This is a genomic window from Pseudomonas sp. Pseusp18, assembly GCF_059506005.1.
This window is the reverse complement of the sequence record NZ_CP169240.1, coordinates 18579-44255: the sequence shown is the minus strand read 5'-3', so window position 1 is coordinate 44255 and position 25677 is coordinate 18579. Positions and strand designations below refer to the sequence as shown.

Here is a 25677-nt window from a genome sequence, read left to right as displayed (position 1 = left end):
GATTCAGACGCAATGCTAGCAGATCAAAAGATCGCCTAAGTTAATCGGATCAGCGCTGCATCCCCCAACGCTTCACCGTCACCCGCTCCAACGTATCAAACACCAGATTCTCCACCAGCAACCCAATCAGGATCACCACCGCCAACCCGGCAAACACCTTGTCGGTGTACAGCTCATTACGGTTCTGGAAGATGTACCAGCCCAACCCACCCTTGCCGCTGGTGGCGCCAAATACCAGTTCAGCGGCGATCAGCGTGCGCCAGGCGAACGCCCAGCCGATTTTCAAACCGGCGAGGATCGACGGCAGCGCGGCCGGGATCAGGATGAACAGCACGAAACGCATGCCCTTGAGGCCGTAATTGCGCCCGGCCATGCGCAGGGTTTCCGAAACGCCTAGGAACCCGGCATAGGTGTTCAAGGCCAACGCCCAGAGCACCGAATGCACCAGTACAAAAATCAGACTGTTCTGCCCCAGTCCGAACCACAGCAGCGCCAGCGGCAACAGCGCAATCGCCGGCAGCGGGTTGAACATCGAGGTCAGCGTGCTCAGCAGATCGCGCCCCAATTGCGTCGACACCGCCAGCGTGGTCAGGGCAAACGCCAGCACAATCCCGATCAGGTAGCCCTTCAACAACACCACCAGCGAAATCCACACCTTGCCCAACAGCTCACCGCTGAGCAGGCCGTCGTATAGCGCGCTGGCGGTTTGCAGAAAACCTGGCAGCAGCAGGTCGTTATTCTGGTAACGGGCAACGGCTTCCCAAATCAGCGCGAGCACAATCAGGATCAGGCTTTTACGCAACCAGCCCTGTTGCCAGAGACGCTGACCGAGGGGTAACTCACGCTCCAGCGGGACGCTCGTCAGCGGCTGCAAAACGGTTTCGTACTCTTTACGCGCGGATGATAACGGGCTCATCGGGCACTCCTCTCAATGGCTCAATAAGCGATGCGAATGTCAGCGAAATCCAGCTCACGCGCGGTTTCCGGGGACTGGCCTTCATCGAACAACAGCCGATGAATCCGCCGCGCCGATTCCTGGAACGCCACGCCGCCGAGGCTGTGCAAATCGTATTGATGGCTGTGGACTTCGGCTCGTACCCGTCCCGGATGAGGCGACAGCAGCAGAATCCGATTGCCCACCACCAACGCCTCTTCGATGGAGTGAGTAACGAACAGCAGCGTGAAACGCACCTCTTCCCAAAGCAGCAGCAACTCCTCCTGCATCTTGCGTCGGGTCAGCGCGTCGAGGGCGGCGAAGGGTTCATCCATCAACAGGATTTTCGGTTGCATCGCCAACGCCCGGGCAATCGCCACCCGAGCTTTCATGCCGCCAGACAAGGTATGCGGATAGGCATCGGCAAACGCCGCCAGACCGACCTTGTCCAGATAATGCAGCGCCCGCTCTTCAGCCTCTTTGCGCTTGAGGGTTTTGGAAGCGAGCAGCGGAAACATCACGTTCTGTTTGACGGTTTTCCACGGCGGCAGCTGATCGAACTCCTGGAACACCACGATCCGGTCCGGCCCTGGCGCATCGACCCGCTGGCCTTGCAGGCGAATCTCGCCCTCACAGGGCGGGATAAACCCGGCGATCGCCTTGAGCAACGTCGATTTGCCGCAGCCGGACGGACCGAGCAACACAAAGCGGTCCGCCGGATCGATCTCGAAACTGACCTGATGGGTCGCTCGAACCACACGCGCGGGCGTGCGGTATTCCAGGCTGACCTTGTCGACCGACAGCAGCGCTTGCGCGGCCGCGATCGGATTGCTGGCCGTGTGGCCTTGCAAGGGGGCGTTCATGTCGATCAGCTCCCTTGCAGCGGCTTGGCATCCTGGAAGAAGTAATCCTTCCACGAATCCGGTTTGTTTTTGATCGCGCCGACGCGGTAGAGGAACTCGGCCAGTGGGTAAGTGTTTTTCGGCGTGACGGTAAATTCGAACTGCGGGTTGTCGATGATTTTCAGCAACGCCGCACGGTCGATTTTTGCCTTGGTGACACGGATGTATGTGTCGGCCGCCGCGCCTTTATCGCTCTGCGCAAACTCGGCCGCTTCGGTCAGCGCCGCGATGAAGGCTTTATAGGTTTTCGGGTTCTCGTTGCGGAATTTCTCGGTGGCGAACAACACGGTCGGCGAATTCGGGCCGAGCAGGTCGTAGGTGTTCAGCACCACGTGCACGCTGGGGTTTTCCAGCGCCTGATCCTGGAATGGCGGGTTGGAGAAGTGCCCGGTCAACTCGGTGCCGCCAGCGATCAGTGCCGCAGTGGCATCCGGGTGCGGAACGGCGATGGTGTACTTGTCGAGGCGATTGAATTCTTTGTCGCCCCATTGCTTGGCTGCTGCGTATTGCAGGAAGCGCGACTGCACCGACACCCCGACCGCCGGCACCGCAATGCGGTCCTTTTCGGTGAAGTCAGCGATGGTTTTGACCTTTGGATTGTTGCTCACCAGGTAGTAAGGGAAGTTGCCCAGGGAAGCCACGGCCTTGACGTTCTGTTTGCCGTGAGTGCGGTCCCAGATGGTCAGCAGCGGCCCGACGCCGGCACCGGCAATGTCGATGGAGCCGGAGAGCAACGCATCGTTGACCGCCGAGCCGCCGGAGAGCTGGGTCCAATCGACCTTGATGTCGATGCCTTCCTGCTTGCCGTATTTCTCGATCAGGTTCTGATCGCGCACCACGTTGAGCAGCAGATAAACGATGCCGAATTGTTCGGCGATACGAATTTCACCCTCGGCGTGGGCCACGGTCGGCGCCACCAGGCTGCCGGCGAGCAGGCTGAAACCCAGGCCGATAGCGGCGGCCAACGGTGCAAATGGAAGACGTTTGGACATGAGGGTTCTCCGAAATCAGAAAGGCGCGTCGCCCTGGATGGTGGTGCGATACAACTTGCGGCGCAGATGGCTGGGGCATCCGGCGGCGAGGTGAATCAGCGAGCGGTTGTCCCAGAACACCAGGTCGTGGGCCTGCCATTGATGGCGGTAAATGTTTTGCGGCAACACGCTGTGGGCGTAGAGCTCGTCGAGCAATTGTTTGCTCTCGTCTTCCGGCAAACCGACGATGCGGGTGGTGAAGCCCTCGCTGACGAACAACGCCTTGCGGCCGTTTTCCGGATGGGTGCGGACGATCGGATGAACAACTTCAGCGACCTGAGCCAGTTGCTCCGGCGTCAGGGTCGGACGCCAGTTGCCCTCGAATTTGCTCTCGCTGTAACGCGCCGTGTAGGAGTGCGCGGCCGAACGACCTTCGACGGCTTTACGCAGCGCCTCGGGCAGGCTGTCCCAGGCTTTGTGCATGTCGGCAAACAGCGTGTCGCCGCCTTCGGAGGGCAGCTCCTGGGCATGCAGCATCGAGCCCAGACTCGGCAGTTCTTTATAAGAGAGATCGGAGTGCCAGAACTTGCCGGCATCACCGAGGCCGATGGATTGGCCGTTTTCGATGATGTTGGAAACGATGAGGATTTCCGGATGCCCGGCGAGCAGGAATTGCTTGAGTACATGGATCTGCAACACGCCGAAACGGCGGCTGAAGGCGATCTGCTGTTCAGGGGTTATACGCTGGTCGCGGAACACCACCACGTGATGATCCAGGTGCGCACGGTGGATTCGGGAGAAGTCCTGGTGATTGATTGGGCGGGACAAATCCAGGCCGATGATTTCGGCACCGACGGCGCCGCTGAACGGGCGGATTTCGAAGGCTTGCGACGCGAGGGTGGCGGCGCTTGTTGGCTCAGGCTTTGGGGAAAAAGAGACAGCTGACATAAAAATCACTCCCACGCACGGCGCGCTCAAGGGCGCGCGTCGATCAGAAACTCACGGAGGTCCCGTGTTGGTTCGTGTCGTGCGGCGCGCCGATTGGTCGGCAGGTACGCAGGGAAGTGACTTTATGGGTATAAGAATTTAAATTTAAATACCGTTAGCGAATAACGATATGGCCGAAAATCAAAAGATCGTCCGAACGCGGCCCGAACCTTCGGCAGCTCCTACAGGTGTACTCGAAACCCTGTAGGAGCTGCCGAAGGCTGCGATCTTTTCAGACTCCCCGCTAAAACTACCGCTCGTGCAACGCCTCGGCGCGTGCCCGGATAATCGGCTTGAGCAAATAACTGAGTATGGTCTTCTTACCAGTAATGATATCCACCGACGCCACCATCCCCGGAATGATCAGCAACGGCTTTTCATCCGTCCCGAGGTGGCTGCGCTCGGTGCGCAGTTTGATGATGTAGTACGTGGTCTTCTTGTCTTCGTCGGTGATGGTGTCAGCACCGATCTGCTCCAGCTTGGCTTTCAGCCCGCCATAAATGGTGTAGTCGTAAGCCGTGAACTTCACCGTAGCGTCTTGCCCCGGATGCAGGAAGGCGATGTCTTGCGGGCGAATCTTGGCTTCCACCAGCAAGGTGTCGTCCAGCGGCACGATTTCCACCAGGTCGCTGCCCGGCTGAATCACACCACCGATGGTGTTCACCAGCAATTTGTTGACGATGCCCCGTACCGGCGATGTCACCAGCGTTCGGCTGACCCGGTCTTCCAGCGCTTTGCCGGTCGCCTGGGCCTTGTTCAGGTCGGTGCGTGCTTCGTTGAGTTGAGTCAGGGCTTCGCTGCGGAATTTGCCGCGAGTCTCATCGATCTTGCGCTGCACTTCCTTGATCGCCGATTCGGCGCGAGGGATCGCCAGGGTGGTGGCGTCCAGTTGGCCGCGGGTTTCGACCTCGGCACGCTTGAGTCGCAATACCTCGACCGGGGATACCGCGCCCTGAGCCACCAACGGCTCGGACATGGCGATTTCCTGACGCTGCAAGGACAGACCGCTGCGGTACTGGGCCTGTTTGGAGGTGAACTCGCGCAGCTCCTGCTGCTTCTGGATCAACTGCTCCTGCAAGCCACCGATCTCATCGTGCAGTTGCTGACGACGGCTGACGTATAACGATTCTTCGCTGGCAGCTTGGCCGGGCACGGCTTTGAGCACATCGGCGGGGAAATTCAACGGGCGGTCATCGACCTCGGCGCTCAAGCGCTCCACGCGCAACAGCATCGACAGCCGATCGGCCTCGGTTTCGCCAACATTGGAGGCGAACCGTGTGTCGTCCAGACGTATCAGCGGCGCGCCAGCCTCGACGATTTGCCCTTCCTTGACGAACAACTCGGAAACGATGCCGCCCTCAAGGTTCTGGATTTTCTGGATCTTCGACGACGGAATCGCCTTGCCGTCGCCCTTGGTGACTTCATCGATCACCGCAAAATTGGCCCACAGCATCAGGAACACGAAGAAGCCGATGATCGCCCAGATCGTCAACCGCACCACGCGCGGGGCGTCCTCGATCAGCGCTTTGTTGACCTCGGGAAGGGGCTGGCCTTGCAGCGACGCGGAGCCTTTGAAGTAGCGGCGGATGGATTCTTTGACCCCGGACTTAAGCAACACTGATCTGCCCCTTTTTCAACGCTTCCATCACGGCGGCTTTCGGGCCATCGGCGAGAATCTGCCCGCGGTCGATCACCAGCAGGCGATCCACCAGCGACAACAGCGAGGCCCGGTGCGTCACCAGCACCACGGTCTTGTTTTCCACCACGGCAGCGAGGCGTTGTTTCAGGCGCTCTTCGCCAGTGTTGTCCATGGCGCTGGTGGGTTCGTCCAGCAACAGGATCGGCGGGTTGAGCAGCAGCGCTCGGGCCAGGGCCACGTTCTGGCGCTGACCGCCGGACAGGTTCTGCCCACGCTCACCGACTTGCAGTTCATAGCCTTGCGGATGCAGGCGGGCGAACTCGTGGACGCCGGCCAGTTCCGCGGCTTGCAGCACCAATTCGTCTTCGACATAGCGCGCGCCCGACACCAAGTTGTCGCGCAACGTACCGGCGAGCAATTGGATGTCCTGGGGCACGTAGCCAATGTTGTGGCGCAGCTCGCTGACGTCGATCTGGCGGATATCCACACCATCCACCAGCAACGCGCCGTCGTCCGGTTGATAGAGGCCCACCAGCAGTTTGGCCAGGGAGCTTTTGCCCGAGCCGCTGCGACCGATGATGCCGATCTTCTCGCCCGGCTTGATGGTCAGGTTGATGCCCTTCAGCGCGGGGTTCTGTTGATTCGGATAGGTGAAGGTCAGCTGACGGCATTCAATGGCGCCTTGCAGGACCTTGCGGCTCAGCGGGCGCTCGTCGAAATTGCGCTCCTGGGGCAACTCCATCATCTGATCGACCGAGGTCATGGTCACGCGGGCTTGCTGGTAGCGGGTCAGCAGACCGGACAGCGAGGCCAGCGGGCTGAGGGCACGACCGCTGAGCATGTAACAGGCGATCAAACCGCCCATGCTCAGGTTGCCGGCAATGATCTGGTACACGCCGAAGACGATCATGATCACCCCGGCCAATTGCTGAATCAGCAAGGTGATGTTCATCGCCAGACCGGACAGCATTTTCACCCGCAGCTCAAGGCGGCTGAGGGTGCCGATAGTCTGTTCCCACTGGTATTGGCGTTCGCTTTCAGCGTTGTTGACCTTGACCGCATCAAGACCGGCGAGGGTTTCGATCAGGCTCGACTGGCGCTCGGCGCCCAGGGCCATGGTTCGCTCCATGGTCGCCACCAGCGGCTTCTGCAAGGCATAACCGATCAGCAACGCAATCGGGAACGCCAGCACCGGAATCCACACCAGATGCCCGCCGAGGATCGCGATGACCAGGAAGATCAACAGCGTAAACGGCAGGTCGATCAGGCTGGTGAGGGTCAGCGACGCGAGGAAGTCGCGCAGGCTCTGAAATTCATGGATGTTCTGGGCAAAGCTGCCGACCCGCGCCGGGCGGTACTTCATGGCCATGCCGACGATGCGCTCAAACAGCGTCGCTGAAATGATCAGGTCGGTTTTCTTTCCGGCCAGGTCCAGGCACAGACTGCGCAGGCTCTTGAGAATCAGGTCGAACACATAAGCGCCGGTGATGCCGATGGCCAGCACCCAAAGGGTCGATTCGGCCTGGTTCGGCACCACGCGGTCGTAGACATTCATCACGAACAGCGGCGCGGCCATGGCGATGATATTGATCAGCAGACTGGCAGCGATGGCGTCGACGTACAGCCAGCGCGAACGCTTGAGGGTGTCGCGAAACCACGAACGCGCGCGGGGGATCAGCGTGCCGTGATTGACGTCGAATTTGTGCTGGGGTTGGGCGAAGAACACTTTGCCGCTGTAGTCGTCGGCGAGCAGTTCACGACTGACGCAGACTTCGCCACCATCGCTTTCACTGAGCAGCAAGCGGGCCTGGTCTTCACCGTGCCAGCCGAGCAGCACCGCACTGCGTCCGTCCTTGAGCAACAACAGCGCCGGCATGGCGATTGCCGGAATCTGCTCCAGTTTGCGTTGCAGCACCCGCCCTTGCAGCCCGGCGCGAGCGGCTGCACGAGGCAGCAGTTCGACGCTCAGGCGCTGTTTGGGCAACGGCAGGCCGGTGGTCAGCATCGCCGCGCTGGCCGGCTTCTGGTGCAAAGTGCAGAGGGCTAGCAGGCCGTCCAGTAACGGATCGTCATGCAGCGCGCGTGGATCATGGATGAGTTGAACTCGACTGACTTCTGATTCCACGCTCGACACTCTTGGCTAACAGTTGAAATGGGGCAGGACTCAATTCATCCCAGGCAGCTGGACCTTGGGCTTCACGTCATTTTGCACAACGGATGCCAACGGTGCGACCACGCCCTGACTTTTGAGCAATTCGCCCATGGTCGCCTTGATTCGGTACTGAGTAAATAACTGAATGTTTTTGATCTCGGCGAGCCGACGGGAAGCCGTAAACAGCTCGTTTTCACTGTCGAGCAGGTCGAGCAATGTTCGCTCGCCGAGGCTGAACTGCTTCTGATACGCACCGCGCACGCTGGCGCTGCGATCGACATATTGCTGGGCGATCGGCACTTGGGCGTTGGCGTTGTTCAAGGCATTCCAGGCCAGGCCCAGTTCTTCATTCAACACACGCAGGGCGTTGTTGCGGATATCCAGCGCCTGGTTCGACAGATAGGACTTGGATTCCAGATCGGCCTTGTTGCTGCCACCGGCAAACAAATTGAAGCGCATGCGCAGCATGGCCTGCCATTCGTTGTTGTGACCGTTCTGACCATCGAGGTCGTTGTCGGCGGTGCGACCCAATTCGGCATCGAAGCGCGGGTAGAAGCTCGACTTGGCGGCTTCGTACTGTTTCTCGGCAGCAGCGATATCCGATTCGGCGGAACGCAGGATCGGGCTGTTTTCCAGCATCTGCGCCCGGGCTTCATTCAGGTTGGCCGGCAACAGCGCCATAAAATCGGCAGGCCGCTCCAGTTGATCGGGCATTTGGCCGACGGCACTGAGGAAGTTGGTCTGGGCGTCTGCCAGGTTGGTCTGCTCGGTGATCAGGTTGTTGCGGGCCTGGGCCATACGCGCTTCGGCCTGATCGAGGTCGGCGCCGCTGCCCACGCCGCGCTGGGTACGCAATTTGATCTGGTCAAAAATCCGTTCGTGGTTTTTCAGGTTGTCTTCGGCCAGGCGCACGAATTCGCGGCGGGTCAGCACATCGAGATAAACCTGAGCGACGGTCAACGCGGTGCGTTCCGAGGTGCCCATCAAGGAATAAGCACGGGAATTAACGGTGGCTTGTTGACGCCCCACTTCGCTGGACGTCGCAAAACCGTCAAAAACCATCTGTGACAGACGTAAACTTGACTCGCTCCGGTTCAGCGTTTCCCAGTGGTTGCTGCCGCCAGCGGCACGGGTGGAGACACTGTCGGTGCCTTCGCGACCATAACCGCCCAGCAGATCGACCCGTGGCAGGTATCCACCTTTTGCAGCCTTTAATTGATAATCCGCAGCCAGCCGACTATTGACCCCTGCCTGGATTTCCGGATGGACATCCAGTGCCTGTTGCATGGCCTGTGGAAGGGTCTGCGCCTGAACAAAGCTGGCGGCAAGGGCGAAAGGTAGAACCTTGAACAGGTGCAAACGCATAGTTGGAATTCCCGGGACTTCTTGTCTTGAATCACTGCAGAACATGGCGCTGCATCGCATGATGGCAACCGGAATGACCGTATGTCGGAAAGTTCAAAATCGGAACTGGATCACACGCTGTAGGACAGGTCGCCGCTTAAATATCAATGTGACATTACTTGGACGATTGTTTAGGATGGCTCCCATAAGGTCAATAGTTTGGCATAAAGTTAATTTCGAAAAAATATAGCCAAATTATTGACGGTTCGCGCGTCAAAGTTATGTATCGAATTTTGTAAGAACGTCCAGCCCCGATCGGCGAACACGCCCGAGCGGTTCATGGAAGTCAACTGAACGTGACACCCGGAGAGTCTTCAATGAGCAGTGTTGTTGCCATCGTCAAAAGCATTGTTGGTCAGGTTTTCGCGGTGTCCCCAGAGGGCATCCGCCGCGTACTCGTTGAAGGCGACCGGTTGTTTGTGGGCGACCAGGTGGACACGGGTGCCGCCGGCGCCATTACCCTTGAACTGGCTGACGGCCGGACCCTGGACCTGGGCCGCGACACTCAGTGGAGTGGCAGCAATCCGGACTCCAGCACCGACCTTGCGCAAGCCACTGCACAAGCGGCGCCATCAGTTGACGAACTGCAGCAAGCCATCGCTGCCGGTGTCGACCCGACCACCGCTCTTGAAGCCACTGCAGCCGGCCCTACTGCCGCGAGCGCGGGCGGCTCTGCCGGTGGCGGCCACAGCTTCGTGGCCCTGGAGGCAACCGCTGCCCGGGTCGACCCGACCATCGGCTTCCCGACCGCAGGCCTCGCCACTGCGGCGTCGGCAACACAAAACACTACCGGCGGCCAGACGGCCGATACCAGCACCAATGCCCTGCGCGAATCAACGCTGAGCCTGAGCGCCACGCCGACCATCACCGAGGCCGGTGGCGTGCTGGTTTACACCGCGACCCTGACCCAGGCGCCGCTGACCGACCTGACCATCACCCTGTCCAACGGCGCGGTGATCGTGATCACAGCCGGCCAGACCACCGGTACCGTCAACGTTCCGCTGGCGCCGAACGACACTGTTTATAACGATCCGACCCAAATCGACGTGACCGTCACTGGCACCACGGGCGGTAGCGGTATCGTGGTCACCCCGCCGACTGCTCCGGCCGTGACCCAGGTCACCGACACCGTCGACACCACTACCGTTACGCTGACAGCGGGTTCAAGCGTCACCGAAGGTGGCCAGATCACCTACACCGCGACCCTGACCAACCCGGCGCAAACACCGGTTACCGTGACCCTGTCCAACGGCTCGACCATCACCATCGAAGCCGGAAAAACCACTGGCTCCGTGAACGTCGACACCCCGGCCAATGACGTCTACAACAATGGCAGCACCGTCAGCACCACGATCACTGGCGCTACCGGCGGTAACTTCGAAAACCTGGTGCCGAACCCGACGCCGGCGGTCACCACCATTACCGACTCGATCGACAGTACCGGCCTGACCCTGACTGCCACCGGCAGCGTTACGGAAGGCGGCCAGATCACCTACACCGCGACATTGACCAACCCGGCGCAGACGCCGGTCACCGTTACCCTGTCCAACGGTTCGACCATCACCATCGAAGCCGGAAAAACCACCGGCTCCGTGAATGTCGAAACCCCGGCCAATGACGTCTACAACAACGGCAGCACCGTCAGCACCACGATCACTAGCGCTACCGGCGGTAACTTCGAAAACCTGGTGCCGAACCCGACGCCGGCCGTCACCACCATTATCGACTCGATCGACAACACCGGCCTGAGCCTCAGCGCCACCGGCACCGTTGTCGAAGGCGGCCAGATCACTTACACCGCTACCCTGACCAACCCTGCTGGCACGCCGATGACCGTGACCTTGAGCAATGGCTCGGTCATTACCATCGAAGCGGGCAAGACCACCGGCAGCGTGACCGTCGATACCCCAGCCAATGACGTCTACAACAACGGCAGCACCGTCAGCACCACGATCACCGGTGCCACCGGTGGCAACTTCGAGAACCTCGTACCGAGCACCACGCCGGCCGTCACCACCATCACCGACTCGATCGACAACACCGGCCTGAGCCTCAGCGCCACCAGCACCGTTGTCGAAGGCGGCCAGATCACTTACACCGCCACCCTGACCAACCCGGCTGGCACGCCGATGACCGTGACCTTGAGCAATGGCTCGGTCATTACCATTGAAGCGGGCAAGACCACCGGCAGCGTGACCGTCGATACCCCGGCCAACGACGTCTATAACAACGGCAGCACCGTCAGCACCACGATCACCGGCACCACCGGCGGTAATTTCGAGCAGCTGACCCCGAGCACCGAGCCGGCGCTCACCACCATCACCGACTCGAAAGACGACACCGGCCTGAGCCTGTCGGCGTCCACCGAAGTGGCCGAAGGTGGTCAGATTCTGTACACCGCAACCCTGACCAATCCGGCTGGCACGCCGGTCACCGTAACCTTGAGCAACGGTGCCGTGATCACCATCGCCGCTGGCGCGACCACCGGCAGCGTGAGCGTCGCCGCCCCTGCCGATGACGTTTATAAAGATGCTGGCCAGGTCGAAGTGACGATCAAGGATGCGACGGGCGGCAATTTCGAGAATCTGGTACCTAACACTGCCCCGGCAGTCACTACCGTCAACGACACCATCGACACCAGCACTGTTTCGCTGACTGCGACCGCGAACGTGGCCGAAGGCGGCACCGTGGTATACACCGCGTCCGTGTCCGCGCCGGTCACCGGTTCGCCAGTGGTTGTGACCCTGTCGAATGGCCAGACCATCACCATTCCGGTCGGTGCCAGCAGCGGTTCTGTCAACTTCGTTGCGCCAAACGATGCCCTCGCTGGCGGCGGTTCTTTGAGCGTGAAGATCGACGATGCCAAGGGCGGCAACTACGAGAAGCTGGAAGTCGACGGCAAGTCGGCGGACACCTCGGTGACCGACACACCGGACACCACGACCCTCAGCCTGAGCGCGACCGACTCGGTGGCCGAAGGCGGCTCCATCGTTTACACCGCGACCCTGACCAACGCCGCCGGCACACCGGTCACCGTGACTTTGAGCAACGGCGCCGTGATCACCATCGACGCTGGCAAAACCACCGGCTCCGTGACCGTCGATGCACCGAAGGACGACGTCTATAAAGACGCCGGAACCGTTGAAGCGACCATCAAAGACGCAACCGGTGGCAACTTCGAGAACCTGGTGCCAAGCACCACCCCGGCAGTCACCACCGTCACCGATACCATCGACACCAGCACCGTTTCGCTGACTGCGACTGCGAACGTCGCTGAAGGCGGCACCGTGGTGTACACCGCGTCCGTGTCCGCGCCAGTCACCGGTTCGCCAGTGGTGGTGACCCTGTCCAACGGCCAGACCATCACCATTCCGGTTGGGTCGAGCAGCGCCAGCGTCAACTTCACCGCACCGAACGATGCCTTGGCCGGTGGCGGTTCGCTAAGTGTCAAGATTGACGATGCCAAGGGCGGTAACTACGAGAAACTGGAAGTCGACGGCAAGTCGGCCGACACCTCAGTGACTGATACCCCGGACACCACGACCCTCAGCCTGAGCGCGACCGACTCGGTGGCCGAAGGCGGCTCCATCGTTTACACCGCGACCCTGACCAATGCCGCCGGCACACCGGTCACCGTGACCTTGAGCAACGGCGCCGTGATCACCATTGAGGCGGGAAAAACCACCGGCTCCGTGACTGTCGATGCGCCAAAAGACGACGTCTATAAAGACGCAGGCACAGTCGAAGTCACCATCAAGGATGCTGCGGGCGGCAACTTCGAGAACCTGGCCACCAGCACCACCCCGGCGGTCACCACCGTTAACGACACCATCGATACCAGCACCGTTTCGCTGAGTGCCACGGCGAACGTCGCCGAAGGTGGCACTGTGGTGTACACCGCATCCGTGTCGGCACCGGTCACCGGTTCGCCAGTCGTCGTAACTCTGTCCAACGGCCAGACCATCACTATTCCGGTCGGCGCGAGCAGCGGTTCTGTCAATTTCGTTGCACCCAACGATGCGTTGGCCGGTGGCGGTTCCTTGAGCGTCAAGATTGACGATGCCAAGGGCGGTAACTACGAGAAGCTGGAGGTCGACGGCAAGTCGGCCGATACCTCAGTGACTGATACCCCGGACACCACCACCCTCAGCCTGTCGGCAACCGACTCGGTCGCCGAAGGCGGTTCCATCGTTTATACCGCGACCCTGACCAATGCCGCCGGCACACCGGTCACCGTGACCTTGAGCAACGGCGCGGTGATCACCATTGCCGCCGGTGCCACTAGCGGCAGCGTGACCGTCGATGCACCAAAGGACGACGTCTACAAGGACGCTGGCCAAGTCGAAGTCACCATCAAGGATGCCGCAGGCGGCAACTTTGAAAACCTGGCCACCAGCCCAGCGGCAGCGGTCACCACCGTCAACGACACCATCGACACCAGCACTGTTTCGCTGACTGCGACCGCGAACGTGGCCGAAGGCGGCACCGTGGTATACACCGCGTCCGTCTCCGCCCCAGTGACTGGTTCGCCGGTGGTTGTGACCCTGTCCAATGGGCAGACCATTACCATCCCGGTTGGCTCGAGCAGCGCCAGCGTCAACTTCACCGCGCCGAACGATGCTCTGGCCGGCGGCAACTCCCTGAGCGTCAAGATCGACGACGCCAAGGGCGGCAACTACGAGAAGCTGGAAGTCGACGGCAAGTCGGCGGATACCTCGGTGACCGACACACCGGACACCACCAACCTGTCGCTCACTGCGACCGGCGCTGTAGATGAAGGCGGTCAGATCACCTATACGGCGACCCTGACCAATGCCGCCGGCACGCCAGTGACCGTGACCCTGAGCAACGGTGCCGTGATCACCATTGAAGCAGGCAAAACCACTGGCTCCGTAACCGTCGATGCGCCGAAGGACGACGTCTATAAAGATGCCGGAACCATTGAAACAACCATCAAAGACGCAACCGGAGGCAACTTCGAGAACCTGGTAACCAGCGATACGCCTGCGGTCACTACCGTCAACGACACTATCGACACCAGCACCGTTTCGCTGACTGCCACCGCAAACGTCGCCGAAGGCGGCACCGTGGTATACACCGCTTCCGTCACTGCTCCGGTCACTGGTTCGCCAGTGGTTGTGACCCTGTCCAACGGCCAGACCATCACCATCCCGGTTGGCTCGAGCAGCGCCAGCGTCAACTTCACCGCGCCCAACGACGCCTTGGCCGGCGGCAGTTCCCTGAGCGTCAAGATCGACGACGCCAAGGGCGGCAACTACGAGAAGCTGGAAGTCGACGGCAAATCGGCGGATACCTCGGTGACCGACACACCGGACACCACGACTCTAAGCCTGTCGGCAACTGACTCGGTCGCCGAAGGCGGTTCCATCGTTTACACCGCAACCTTGACCAATGCCGCTGGCACTCCGGTCACCGTGACCTTGAGCAACGGCGCGGTGATCACCATTGCCGCCGGTGCCACCAGTGGCAGCGTGACCGTCGATGCACCAAAGGACGACGTCTACAAGGACGCTGGCCAAGTCGAAGTCACGATCAAGGATGCCGCAGGCGGTAACTTTGAAAACCTGGTTCCGAGCACTGCACCGGCAGTCACCACCGTCACCGACACCATCGATACCAGCACCGTTTCGCTGACTGCCACCGCAAACGTCGCCGAAGGCGGCACTGTGGTGTACACCGCTTCCGTCACTGCTCCGGTCACTGGTTCGCCAGTGGTTGTGACCCTGTCCAACGGCCAGACCATCACCATCCCGGTTGGCTCGAGCAGCGCCAGCGTCAACTTCACCGCGCCCAACGACGCCTTGGCCGGCGGCAGTTCCCTGAGCGTCAAGATCGACGACGCCAAGGGCGGCAACTACGAGAAGCTGGAAGTCGACGGCAAGTCGGCGGATACCTCGGTGACCGACACGCCGGACACCACCACCCTCAGCCTGAGCGCGACCGACTCGGTGGCCGAAGGTGGTTCCATCGTTTACACCGCGACCCTGACCAATGCTGCTGGCACACCGGTCACCGTGACTTTGAGCAACGGCGCCGTGATCACCATCGATGCCGGCAAAACCACCGGCACCGTCACTGTCCCGGCACCGTCCGATGACGTTTACAAAGACGCCGGCACGGTCCAGGCCACCATTTCCACCGCCACCGGTGGCAATTTCGAGAACCTGGTGCCGAGCACTACCCCGGCGGTCACCACCGTCACCGATACCATCGACACCAGCACCGTTTCGCTGACTGCGACCGCGAACGTCGCCGAAGGCGGCACCGTGGTTTACACGGCTTCCGTGTCGGCCCCGGTCACCGGTTCGCCAGTCGTCGTGACCCTGTCTAACGGCCAGACCATCACCATTCCGGTTGGCGCCAGCAGCGGTTCTGTCAATTTTGTTGCACCCAACGACGCGTTGGCCGGCGGCAACTCCTTGAGCGTGAAGATCGACGACGCCAAGGGCGGCAACTACGAGAAGCTGGAAGTCGACGGCAAATCGGCGGATACCTCGGTGACCGACACACCGGACACCACCACCCTCAGCCTGTCGGCAACCGACTCGGTGGCTGAAGGCGGTTCCATTGTTTATACCGCCACCTTGAGCAACGCCGCCGGCACACCAGTGACCGTGACGCTGAGCAACGGCGCCGTGATCACCATCGATGCCGGTAAAACCACCGGCACCGTGACCGTCCCCGCTCCATCCGATGACGTCTACAAAGACGCCGGCACGGTCCAGGCGACCATCTCCACCGCCACCGGCGGCAATTTCGAAAACCTGGTGCCGAGCACTGCCCCGGCAGTCACCACCGTCACCGACACCATCGATACCAGCACCGTTTCGCTGACTGCCACCGCAAACGTCGCCGAAGGCGGCACTGTGGTGTACACCGCTTCCGTCACTGCTCCGGTCACTGGTTCGCCAGTGGTTGTGACCCTGTCCAACGGCCAGACCATCACCATCCCGGTTGGCTCGAGCAGCGCCAGCGTCAACTTCACCGCGCCCAACGACGCCTTGGCCGGCGGCAGTTCCCTGAGCGTCAAGATCGACGACGCCAAGGGCGGCAACTACGAGAAGCTGGAAGTCGACGGCAAGTCGGCGGATACCTCGGTGACCGACACGCCGGACACCACCACCCTCAGCCTGAGCGCGACCGACTCGGTGGCCGAAGGTGGTTCCATCGTTTACACCGCGACCCTGACCAATGCTGCTGGCACACCGGTCACCGTGACTTTGAGCAACGGCGCCGTGATCACCATCGATGCCGGCAAAACCACCGGCACCGTCACTGTCCCGGCACCGTCCGATGACGTTTACAAAGACGCCGGCACGGTCCAGGCCACCATCTCCACCGCCACCGGTGGCAATTTCGAGAACCTGGTGCCGAGCACTACCCCGGCGGTCACCACCGTCATCGATACCATCGACACCAGCACCGTTTCGCTGACTGCGACTGCGAACGTCGCTGAAGGCGGCACCGTGGTGTACACCGCGTCCGTGTCCGCGCCAGTCACCGGTTCGCCAGTCGTCGTGACCCTGTCTAACGGCCAGACCATCACCATTCCGGTTGGCGCCAGCAGCGGTTCTGTCAATTTTGTTGCACCCAACGACGCGTTGGCCGGCGGCAACTCCTTGAGCGTGAAGATCGACGACGCCAAGGGCGGCAACTACGAGAAGCTGGAAGTCGACGGCAAGTCGGCGGACACCTTGGTGACCGACACGCCGGACACCACGACTCTCAGCCTGAGCGCGACCGACTCGGTGGCTGAAGGCGGCTCGATTGTTTACACCGCGACCCTGACCAATGCCGCCGGCACGCCGGTCACCGTGACGCTGAGCAACGGCGCGGTGATCACCATCGACGCCGGTAAAACCACCGGCTCCGTAACCGTCCCCGCTCCATCCGATGACGTCTACAAAGACGCCGGCACGGTCCAGGCCACCATCTCCACCGCCACCGGCGGCAATTTCGAGAACCTGGTGCCGAGCACTACCCCGGCGGTCACCACCGTCACCGATACCATCGACACCAGCACCGTTTCGCTGACTGCGACCGCGAACGTCGCCGAAGGCGGCACCGTGGTTTACACGGCTTCCGTGTCGGCCCCGGTCACCGGTTCGCCAGTCGTCGTGACCCTGTCCAACGGCCAGACCATCACCATTCCGGTTGGCGCCAGCAGCGGTTCTGTCAATTTTGTTGCACCCAACGACGCGTTGGCCGGCGGCAACTCCTTGAGCGTGAAGATCGACGACGCCAAGGGCGGCAACTACGAGAAGCTGGAAGTCGACGGCAAGTCGGCGGATACCTCGGTGACCGACACACCGGACACCACGACTCTCAGCCTGTCGGCAACTGACTCGGTCGCCGAAGGTGGTTCCATCGTTTACACCGCAACCTTGACCAATGCCGCCGGCACTCCGGTCACCGTGACCTTGAGCAACGGTGCCGTGATCACCATCGACGCTGGTAAAACCACCGGCACCGTGACCGTTCCGGCTCCATCCGATGACGTTTACAAAGATGCGGGCACGGTCCAGGCGACCATCTCCACCGCCACCGGTGGCAATTTCGAAAACCTGGTGCCGAGCACTGCCCCGGCAGTGACCACCATTACTGACACGATCGACACCACGACCGTGACCCTGAATGCCACCGCTTCGGCAGCCGAAGGCGGCACCGTCACTTACACCGCAACCGTCGGTGCGCCAGTGACTGGTAGCCCGGTCACCGTGTCCCTGGCCAACGGCCAGACGATCACCATCGACGTCGGCAAAACCACCGGTACCGTGACCACCGCCGCGCCGAACGACGCATTGAATGGCCACGCTCCGCTGACCAACTCGATCACCAACGTCAGCGGCGGCAATTACGAGAGCCTGGTGGCGGACAAAACGCCGGTCAGCACCACCGTGACCGACACCGTCGACACCACGACCCTCAGCCTGAGCGCGACCGACTCGGTGGCTGAAGGCGGTTCCATCGTCTACACCGCGACCCTGACCAATGCCGCCGGCACGCCAGTGACCGTGACCCTGAGCAACGGCGCCGTCATCACCATCGAAGCGGGTAAAACCACCGGCTCCGTAACCGTCGATGCGCCGAAGGACGACGTCTATAAAGACGCCGGAACCATTGAAACGACCATCAAAGACGCAACCGGTGGCAACTTCGAGAACCTGGTGCCAAGCACCTCCCCGGCAGTCACCACCGTCACCGATACCATCGACAACAGCACCGTTTCGCTGACTGCGACTGCGAACGTCGCTGAAGGCGGCACCGTGGTGTACACCGCGTCCGTGTCCGCGCCAGTCACCGGTTCGCCAGTGGTGGTGACCCTGTCCAACGGCCAGACCATCACCATTCCGGTTGGCGCCAGCAGCGGTTCTGTCAATTTCGTTGCACCCAACGACGCCCTCGCAGGCGGCAACTCCTTGAGCGTCAAGATCGACGACGCCAAGGGCGGCAACTACGAGAAGCTGGAAGTCGACGGCAAGTCGGCGGACACCTTGGTGACCGACACACCGGACACCACCAACCTCAGCCTGAGCGCAACTGACTCGGTGGCTGAAGGCGGTTCCATCGTTTACACCGCGACCCTGACCAATGCCGCCGGCACACCCGTGACCGTGACCCTGAGCAACGGCGCCGTGATCACCATCGAAGCGGGCAAAACCACCGGCTCCGTGACCGTCCCGGCTCCATCCGATGACGTTTACAAAGATGCCGGTACGGTCCAGGCCACCATCTCCACCGCCACCGGTGGCAATTTCGAAAACCTGGTGCCGAGCACTGCCCCGGCAGTCACCACCGTCACCGACACCATCGATACCAGCACCGTTTCGCTGACTGCAACCGCGAACGTCGCCGAAGGTGGGACCGTGGTGTACACCGCGTCCGTCACTGCTCCGGTGACCGGCTCGCCAGTGGTTGTGACCCTGTCCAATGGCCAGACCATCACCATCCCGGTCGGCTCGAGCAGCGCCAGCGTCAACTTCACCGCACCGAACGATGCCTTGGCCGGTGGCGGTTCGCTAAGTGTCAAGATCGACGACGCCAAGGGCGGCAACTACGAGAAGCTGGAAGTCGACGGCAAGTCGGCGGACACCTCGGTGACCGACACACCGGACACCACGACCCTCAGCCTGAGCGCGACCGACTCGGTGGCCGAAGGCGGCTCCATCGTTTACACCGCGACCCTGACCAACGCCGCCGGCACGCCGGTCACCGTGACGCTGAGCAACGGTGCCGTCATCACCATCGAAGCAGGCAAAACCACCGGTTCCGTAACCGTCGATGCGCCGAAGGACGACGTCTATAAAGACGCCGGAACCATTGAAACGACCATCAAAGACGCCACCGGCGGCAACTTCGAGAACCTGGCCACCAGCCCAGCGGCAGCGGTCACCACCGTCAACGACACCATCGACACCAGCACTGTTTCGCTGACTGCGACCGCGAACGTCGCCGAAGGCGGCACCGTCACTTACACCGCAACCGTCGGTGCGCCAGTGACTGGTAGCCCGGTCACAGTGTCCCTGACCAACGGCCAGACGATCACCATCGACGTCGGCAAAACCACCGGTACCGTGACCACCGCCGCGCCGAACGACGCATTGACTGGCCACGCTCCGCTGACCAACTCGATCACCAACGTCAGCGGCGGCAATTACGAGAACCTGGTGGCGGACAAAACGCCGGTCAGCACCACCGTGACCGACACCGTCGACACCACGACCCTCAGCCTGAGCGCGACCGACTCGGTGGCTGAAGGCGGTTCCATCGTCTACACCGCGACCCTGACCAACGCCGCCGGCACTCCGGTCACCGTGACCCTGAGCAACGGCGCCGTGATCACCATCGACGCCGGCAAAACCACCGGCACCGTGACCGTTCCGGCTCCATCCGATGACGTTTACAAAGATGCCGGTACGGTCCAGGCCACCATCTCCACCGCCACCGGTGGCAGTTTCGAGAACCTGGTGCCGAGCACTGCCCCGGCAGTGACCACCATTACTGACACGATCGACACCACGACCGTGACCCTGAATGCCACCGCTTCGGCAGCCGAAGGCGGCACCGTCACTTACACCGCAACCGTCGGTGCGCCAGTGACTGGTAGCCCGGTCACCGTGTCCCTGGCCAACGGCCAGACGATCACCATCGATGTCGGCAAAACCACCGGTACCGTGACCACCGCCGCGCCGAACGACGCATTGACTGGCCACGCTCCGCTGACCAACTCGATCACCAACGTCAGCGGCGGCAATTACGAAAACCTGGTGGCGGACAAAACGCCGGTCAGCACCACCGTGACCGACACCGTCGACACCACCAACCTCAGCCTGAGTGCGACCAACTCGGTAGCCGAAGGTGGCCAGATCACTTACACCGCGACCCTGACCAACGCCGCCGGCACACCCGTGACCGTGACGCTGAGCAACGGCGCCGTGATCACCATCGACGCTGGTAAAACCACCGGCACCGTGACCGTCCCGGCTCCATCCGATGACGTTTACAAAGATGCCGGTACGGTCCAGGCGACCATCTCCACCGCCACCGGTGGCAATTTCGAAAACCTGGTGCCGAGCACTGCCCCGGCAGTGACCACCGTTACCGACACCATCGATACCAGCACCGTTTCGCTGACTGCAACCGCGAACGTCGCCGAAGGCGGCACCGTCACTTACACCGCAACCGTCGGTGCGCCAGTGACTGGTAGCCCGGTCACAGTGTCCCTGGCCAACGGCCAGACGATCACCATCGACGTCGGCAAAACCACCGGTACCGTGACCACCGCCGCGCCGAACGACGCATTGACCGGCCATGCTCCGCTGACCAACTCGATCACCAGCGTCAGCGGTGGCAACTACGAGAATCTGGTGGCGGACAAAACGCCGGTCAGCACCACCGTGACCGACACCGTCGACACCACCACCCTCAGCCTGAGCGCAACCAACTCGGTGGCCGAAGGCGGCCAGATCACTTACACCGCGACCCTGACCAACGCCGCCGGCACTCCGGTCACCGTGACCCTGAGCAACGGCGCCGTAATCACCATCGACGCCGGCAAAACCACCGGCGCCGTGACTGTCCCGGCTCCATCCGATGACGTTTACAAAGATGCCGGTACGGTCCAAGCGACCATCTCCACCGCCACCGGTGGCAGTTTCGAGAACCTGGTGCCGAGCACTGCCCCGGCAGTGACCACCATTACTGACACGATCGACACCACGACCGTGACCCTGAATGCCACCGCTTCGGCAGCCGAAGGCGGCACCGTCACTTACACCGCAACCGTCGGTGCGCCAGTGACCGGTAGCCCGGTCACCGTGTCCCTGGCCAACGGCCAGACGATCACCATCGATGTCGGCAAAACCACCGGTACCGTGACCACCGCCGCGCCGAACGACGCATTGACCGGCCATGCTCCGCTGACCAACTCGATCACCAACGTCAGCGGCGGCAATTACGAGAACCTGGTGGCGGACAAAACGCCGGTCAGCACCACTGTGACCGACACCGTCGACACCACCAACCTCAGCCTGAGCGCATCCAACTCGGTAGCCGAAGGTGGTTCCATCGTTTACACCGCGACCCTGACCAATGCCGCCGGCACTCCGGTCACCGTGACCCTGAGCAACGGCGCCGTGATCACCATCGATGCCGGTAAAACCACCGGCACCGTGACCGTCCCGGCTCCATCCGATGACGTTTACAAAGATGCCGGTACGGTCCAGGCCACCATTTCCACCGCCACCGGTGGCAGTTTCGAAAACCTGGTGCCGAGCACTGCCCCGGCAGTCACCACCGTCACCGATACCATCGACAAAACCGAAGTCAGCATCAGCGGCAGCACCTCGGTGACCGAAGGCCAGACCGCCAGCTACACCGTCAGCCTGACCCACCCGGCGCAGACTGAAGTGACCCTGAAAATCGTCTACAGCGGTACCGCCGCCGACGGTTCGGACTTCACCGGCGTGTACACCGTGAAGATCCCGGCCGGCGCCAGCAGCGCGAGCTTCAACGTCGCGACGCTGGACGACAAGCTCACCGAGGGTACCGAGAACTTCGTGGTCAAGATCGACTCGGCCACCGGCGGCAACTTCGAAAACCTCGCGGTCAGCAGCACCAACGGCAGCGTCAGCACCTCGATCATCGACAACGATGCCGCGCCGGTTCTCGACCTGGACGCCAACAACTCCAGCGGCGCCACCGGGGCCAACTACAACGTGACCTTCACCGAAGGCACCACCGGCCAGGGCGTCTCGATCGGCGACACCGACCTGAGCATCACCGACCCGGACAGCACGATGCTGACCGGCGCCACCATCGTGCTGACCAACCGTCAGCCGGGCGATGCGCTGAACCTGGGCAACAGCGTCAATGGCATCAGCATCAATGCCAACAGCCAGAACGGCACGGTCACCCTGACCCTGTCGGGCAACGCGACGCTGGCCGACTACATGCAGCAGATCAAAAACATCAGCTTCACCAACAGCAGTGAGGATCCGAGCACCGTGCCACGGATCATCACCGTGACGGTGACCGATGGCAGCAATTACTCCAACACCGCAACCACCACCGTCAACGTGGTGGCCGTAAACGACGCGCCGACCGCCGCGCCGGTTAACGTCACCGGTACCGAAGACACCCCGCTGATCCTCGGCTGGTCGACCTTCGGCGTCAGCGATGTCGACAGTCCGGCCGCCAACCTGGGGGTGAAAATCACTCAGCTGCCGGGCGAAGGCAAATTGCAGTACCTGGACGGTGCGACCTGGAAAGACGTAGCGACCAACCAGACCATCAGCAAGGCCGACATCGACGCCGGCAAGTTGCGCTTCACGCCGGATGCCAACGAATCGGGCGTTGACGGCTATGGTGGCAGCGGTGCGGGCAATAACCAGGCGGACTACGCGCAGATCAAGTTCCAGCCAACCGACGGTCAACTGCTGGGCAACACCGGCACGGTGAAAATCGACATCACGCCGGTTGCCGACGCGCCATCCCTGAGCGTCGCGGATAACAGCGTCAAGTCCACCGGCCTGGTCAAGGAAGTCTGGACCGGTCTGTCTGGCCTGGGCACCGATGGCAGCGGCGCGTCGTCCGGCACGCTGAAATCGGTCATCGACGCCGCAGGCACCCCGAACTCCACCGGCACCGTGACCAACGTTCAGTCCGATGGCGGCGTCACCGCCGGCACGGCCTCGAAAACATCCGGCCTGATCTACCTGGAAGCCGGCAAGACGTACACCTTCAGCGGTACCGGCGATGACAGCCTGTTGGTGACCATCGGTGGCAAGAACGTGGCCGCGACGACTTGGGGTGCAGGCGGCAAGCTGAATGGTTCGTTCACCCCGACCACCAGCGGTTACTACACCCTGGACATCTACCACCACAACCAGAGTGGCCCCGGCAGCTATGACGTCAACCTGTCGGTCAACGGCGGTACAGCGGTCGACCTGAGCAGCGCCGGCTTGCCGCTGTACACCGGAGTGACGGATCTGGCCGCCTCTGGCGTGACGGTTTCCGACCTGCACGGCACCAATGGCGAAGGCTACTACGACGGCTACAAACTCAACGAAGGCGCCGAAGGCACCAGCGTTCACCTGTCCGCGATCAAAACCGCACTGACCGACACCGACGGCTCTGAAAGCCTGAGCGTGAAAATCAGCGGCATGCCGGCGGGCTCGGTGCTCAGCGATGGCGCGGGCCACACCTTCACAACCACCAATGGCGAAGCCAATGTCACCGGCTGGAACCTCGGCAGCCTGACCGTCACCCCACCGCCGTACTACAACGGCCAGTTCACCCTGACTGTCACCTCGACGTCCACCGAAGCACTCGGCGGTTCGGCACTGAGCACCGCGCAGATCCCGGTCACGGTGTACCCGTCGGTCTACAACGCCGTGACCGCCACGGCGGCCGACGACACGATCACCGGCACCGACGGCAACGACATCATGGTCGCCGACATCGGCGGGCTGACCGTGGTGCCGGGCACCAACTACAACATCGCATTCATGGTCGACAGCTCGGGCAGCATGAGTGCCTCCTCGATCAGCGCGGCCAAGGATTCGCTGACGGCGGTGTTCAACACCCTCAAGCAAAGCCTGGGCGGCAACTCCGGGACCGTGAAAATTTTCCTGGTGGACTTCGATACCCAGGTCAACAAATCGGTGTCGGTGAACCTGAACGACCCGAACGCGCTGACCTTGCTCAAATCCGTACTGGACTCAATGTCGTCCGGTGGCGGCACCAACTACGAGGACGTGTTCAAAACCACGGCCAACTGGTTCCAGAGCGCCGACGCCATTGCCAATACTGGCGCGAAAAACCTCACGTACTTCATCACCGACGGCAAGCCGACCTACTACCAGAGCGGCGAGCAAACCAACCCGACCTTGTACGGCAACGTGAAGCTCGATGACGTCATCACCACCACCAATTACAAGTTGGGGCAGACCTATTCCGGCTATCTGGACAGCACTCACTACCTGACCATCGACAGCGCCGGCAACGTCACGCTGCAGACTCAGAAAAACTCGGGGCACTGGAACAGCTCAGAACTGGGCACCCTGCATGCCGAGGGTAACGGCACCTACGAGCTGTCCTATCGTGATGGCACCGGCTACAGCACCGATTCCACCGCCATCGACAACTCCTCCAGCGGCTTCGCATTGCTGAGCAACGTGTCGACGGTGGAAGCGATCGGCCTGAACACAGACGTCACCCTCACCGACCTCAAGCCCTACGACTCGGATCAAACGCCACAAACCAACATCGATCCGAAAGACCTGGCCAACTCGATCATCGGCCATACCGAAGCGACAATGCCGGGTGCCGACACGGTCAGCGGCGGTGACGGCAACGACCTCCTGTTCGGCGATCTGGTGAGCTTCAATGGCATTGCCGGCGAGGGTTATCAGGCGATGCAGGCATTCGTCGCCCAGCAAACCGGCGTCGACGTCAGCAAAGTCACCACCAGCAACGTGCACCAGTACATCACCGAGCACTACACCGCGTTCGACGTGTCTGGCGCTCACGATGGTAACGACACGCTGCTGGGTGGCGCAGGCAATGACATTCTCTTTGGCCAGGGCGGCAATGACCTCCTCGACGGCGGCAAGGGCAATGACATCCTGCTCGGCGGTACCGGCAATGACTCGTTGATCGGCGGTCAAGGCAACGACATCCTGATTGGCGGCTCGGGTGCCGACACCTTCATCTGGAAGGCTGGCGACACCGGCAGCGATGTAATCAAGGACTTCAAGGCCAGCGAAGGCGACCGCATCGACCTGCGTGATTTGTTGCAGGGTGAAAGCGGCAGCACAATCGACCACTTCCTGAAGATCACCACCGTGGACGGCGTGTCGTCCCTGCAAGTCAGTTCCGCCGGCAAGTTCAACGGCGCCGACACCGCAGCGGCAACCCCGGACGTGACGATCAAACTGGAAGGTAACAATTGGTCCAGCGCCAGCATCAACTCGTTGATCGCCGGCAGTGATCCGACCATCAAGATCGATCACAACAACAGCTGATACGCAGGCTGACGGCCGCCCCAACCGGGCGGCCGTCATGTATGCCCACACCTCACGGGTGACGATTCCGTCGTCGCACCGCATACTCGCCTGCGTTGGCCTATGCTGCTGACAGCACGACGCTGGTCCATTTCCGAGGGA

General features: G+C 61.7%; 8 protein-coding genes. 1 reads left to right on the top strand and 7 read right to left on the bottom strand.

Going from position 1 to position 25677, the window contains the following annotated elements; all coding sequences use genetic code 11:
• Positions 1 to 49: 49 nt before the first annotated feature.
• From ACEN9A_RS00105 to ACEN9A_RS00075, 7 genes are all read right to left on the bottom strand, one after another.
• A complete protein-coding gene (locus ACEN9A_RS00105; protein WP_258671862.1) occupies positions 50 to 916 on the bottom strand; it encodes an ABC transporter permease in 867 nt (288 codons plus the stop codon).
• Positions 917 to 936: 20 nt separating this feature from the next.
• Positions 937 to 1797, bottom strand: coding sequence for an ABC transporter ATP-binding protein (locus tag ACEN9A_RS00100; RefSeq protein ID WP_258671861.1), 861 nt, complete (start codon positions 1795 to 1797; stop codon positions 937 to 939).
• A 5-nt stretch (positions 1798 to 1802) separates the two neighbouring features.
• The gene (locus ACEN9A_RS00095) at positions 1803 to 2828 is read right to left on the bottom strand and encodes an ABC transporter substrate-binding protein (RefSeq protein WP_086944200.1); all 1026 of its coding nucleotides are present in this window, start codon (positions 2826 to 2828) and stop codon (positions 1803 to 1805) included.
• A gap of 15 nt (positions 2829 to 2843) precedes the next feature.
• On the bottom strand, positions 2844 to 3755 hold the full coding sequence (locus ACEN9A_RS00090; RefSeq protein WP_258671860.1) for a TauD/TfdA dioxygenase family protein: 912 nt from the start codon (positions 3753 to 3755) through the stop codon (positions 2844 to 2846).
• Between the two features lie 289 nt (positions 3756 to 4044).
• Positions 4045 to 5412 carry an HlyD family type I secretion periplasmic adaptor subunit gene (locus ACEN9A_RS00085; protein WP_019651587.1) on the bottom strand — a complete coding sequence of 456 codons (1368 nt, stop codon included), beginning with the start codon at positions 5410 to 5412 and terminating at the stop codon, positions 4045 to 4047.
• On the bottom strand, positions 5402 to 7558 hold the full coding sequence (locus tag ACEN9A_RS00080; protein ID WP_258671858.1) for a type I secretion system permease/ATPase: 2157 nt from the start codon (positions 7556 to 7558) through the stop codon (positions 5402 to 5404). The genes ACEN9A_RS00085 and ACEN9A_RS00080 overlap by 11 nt, the downstream gene beginning before the upstream one ends.
• Positions 7559 to 7597: 39 nt before the next feature.
• On the bottom strand, positions 7598 to 8950 hold the full coding sequence (locus ACEN9A_RS00075; RefSeq protein WP_019651589.1) for a TolC family outer membrane protein: 1353 nt from the start codon (positions 8948 to 8950) through the stop codon (positions 7598 to 7600).
• A gap of 356 nt (positions 8951 to 9306) precedes the next feature.
• On the opposite strand from ACEN9A_RS00075, the gene ACEN9A_RS00070 reads away from it, so the two are divergent.
• Positions 9307 to 25536, top strand: a complete 16230-nt coding sequence (locus ACEN9A_RS00070; protein WP_258671856.1) for a LapA family giant adhesin — start codon at positions 9307 to 9309, stop codon at positions 25534 to 25536.
• The last annotated feature ends 141 nt before the right edge of the window (positions 25537 to 25677 follow it).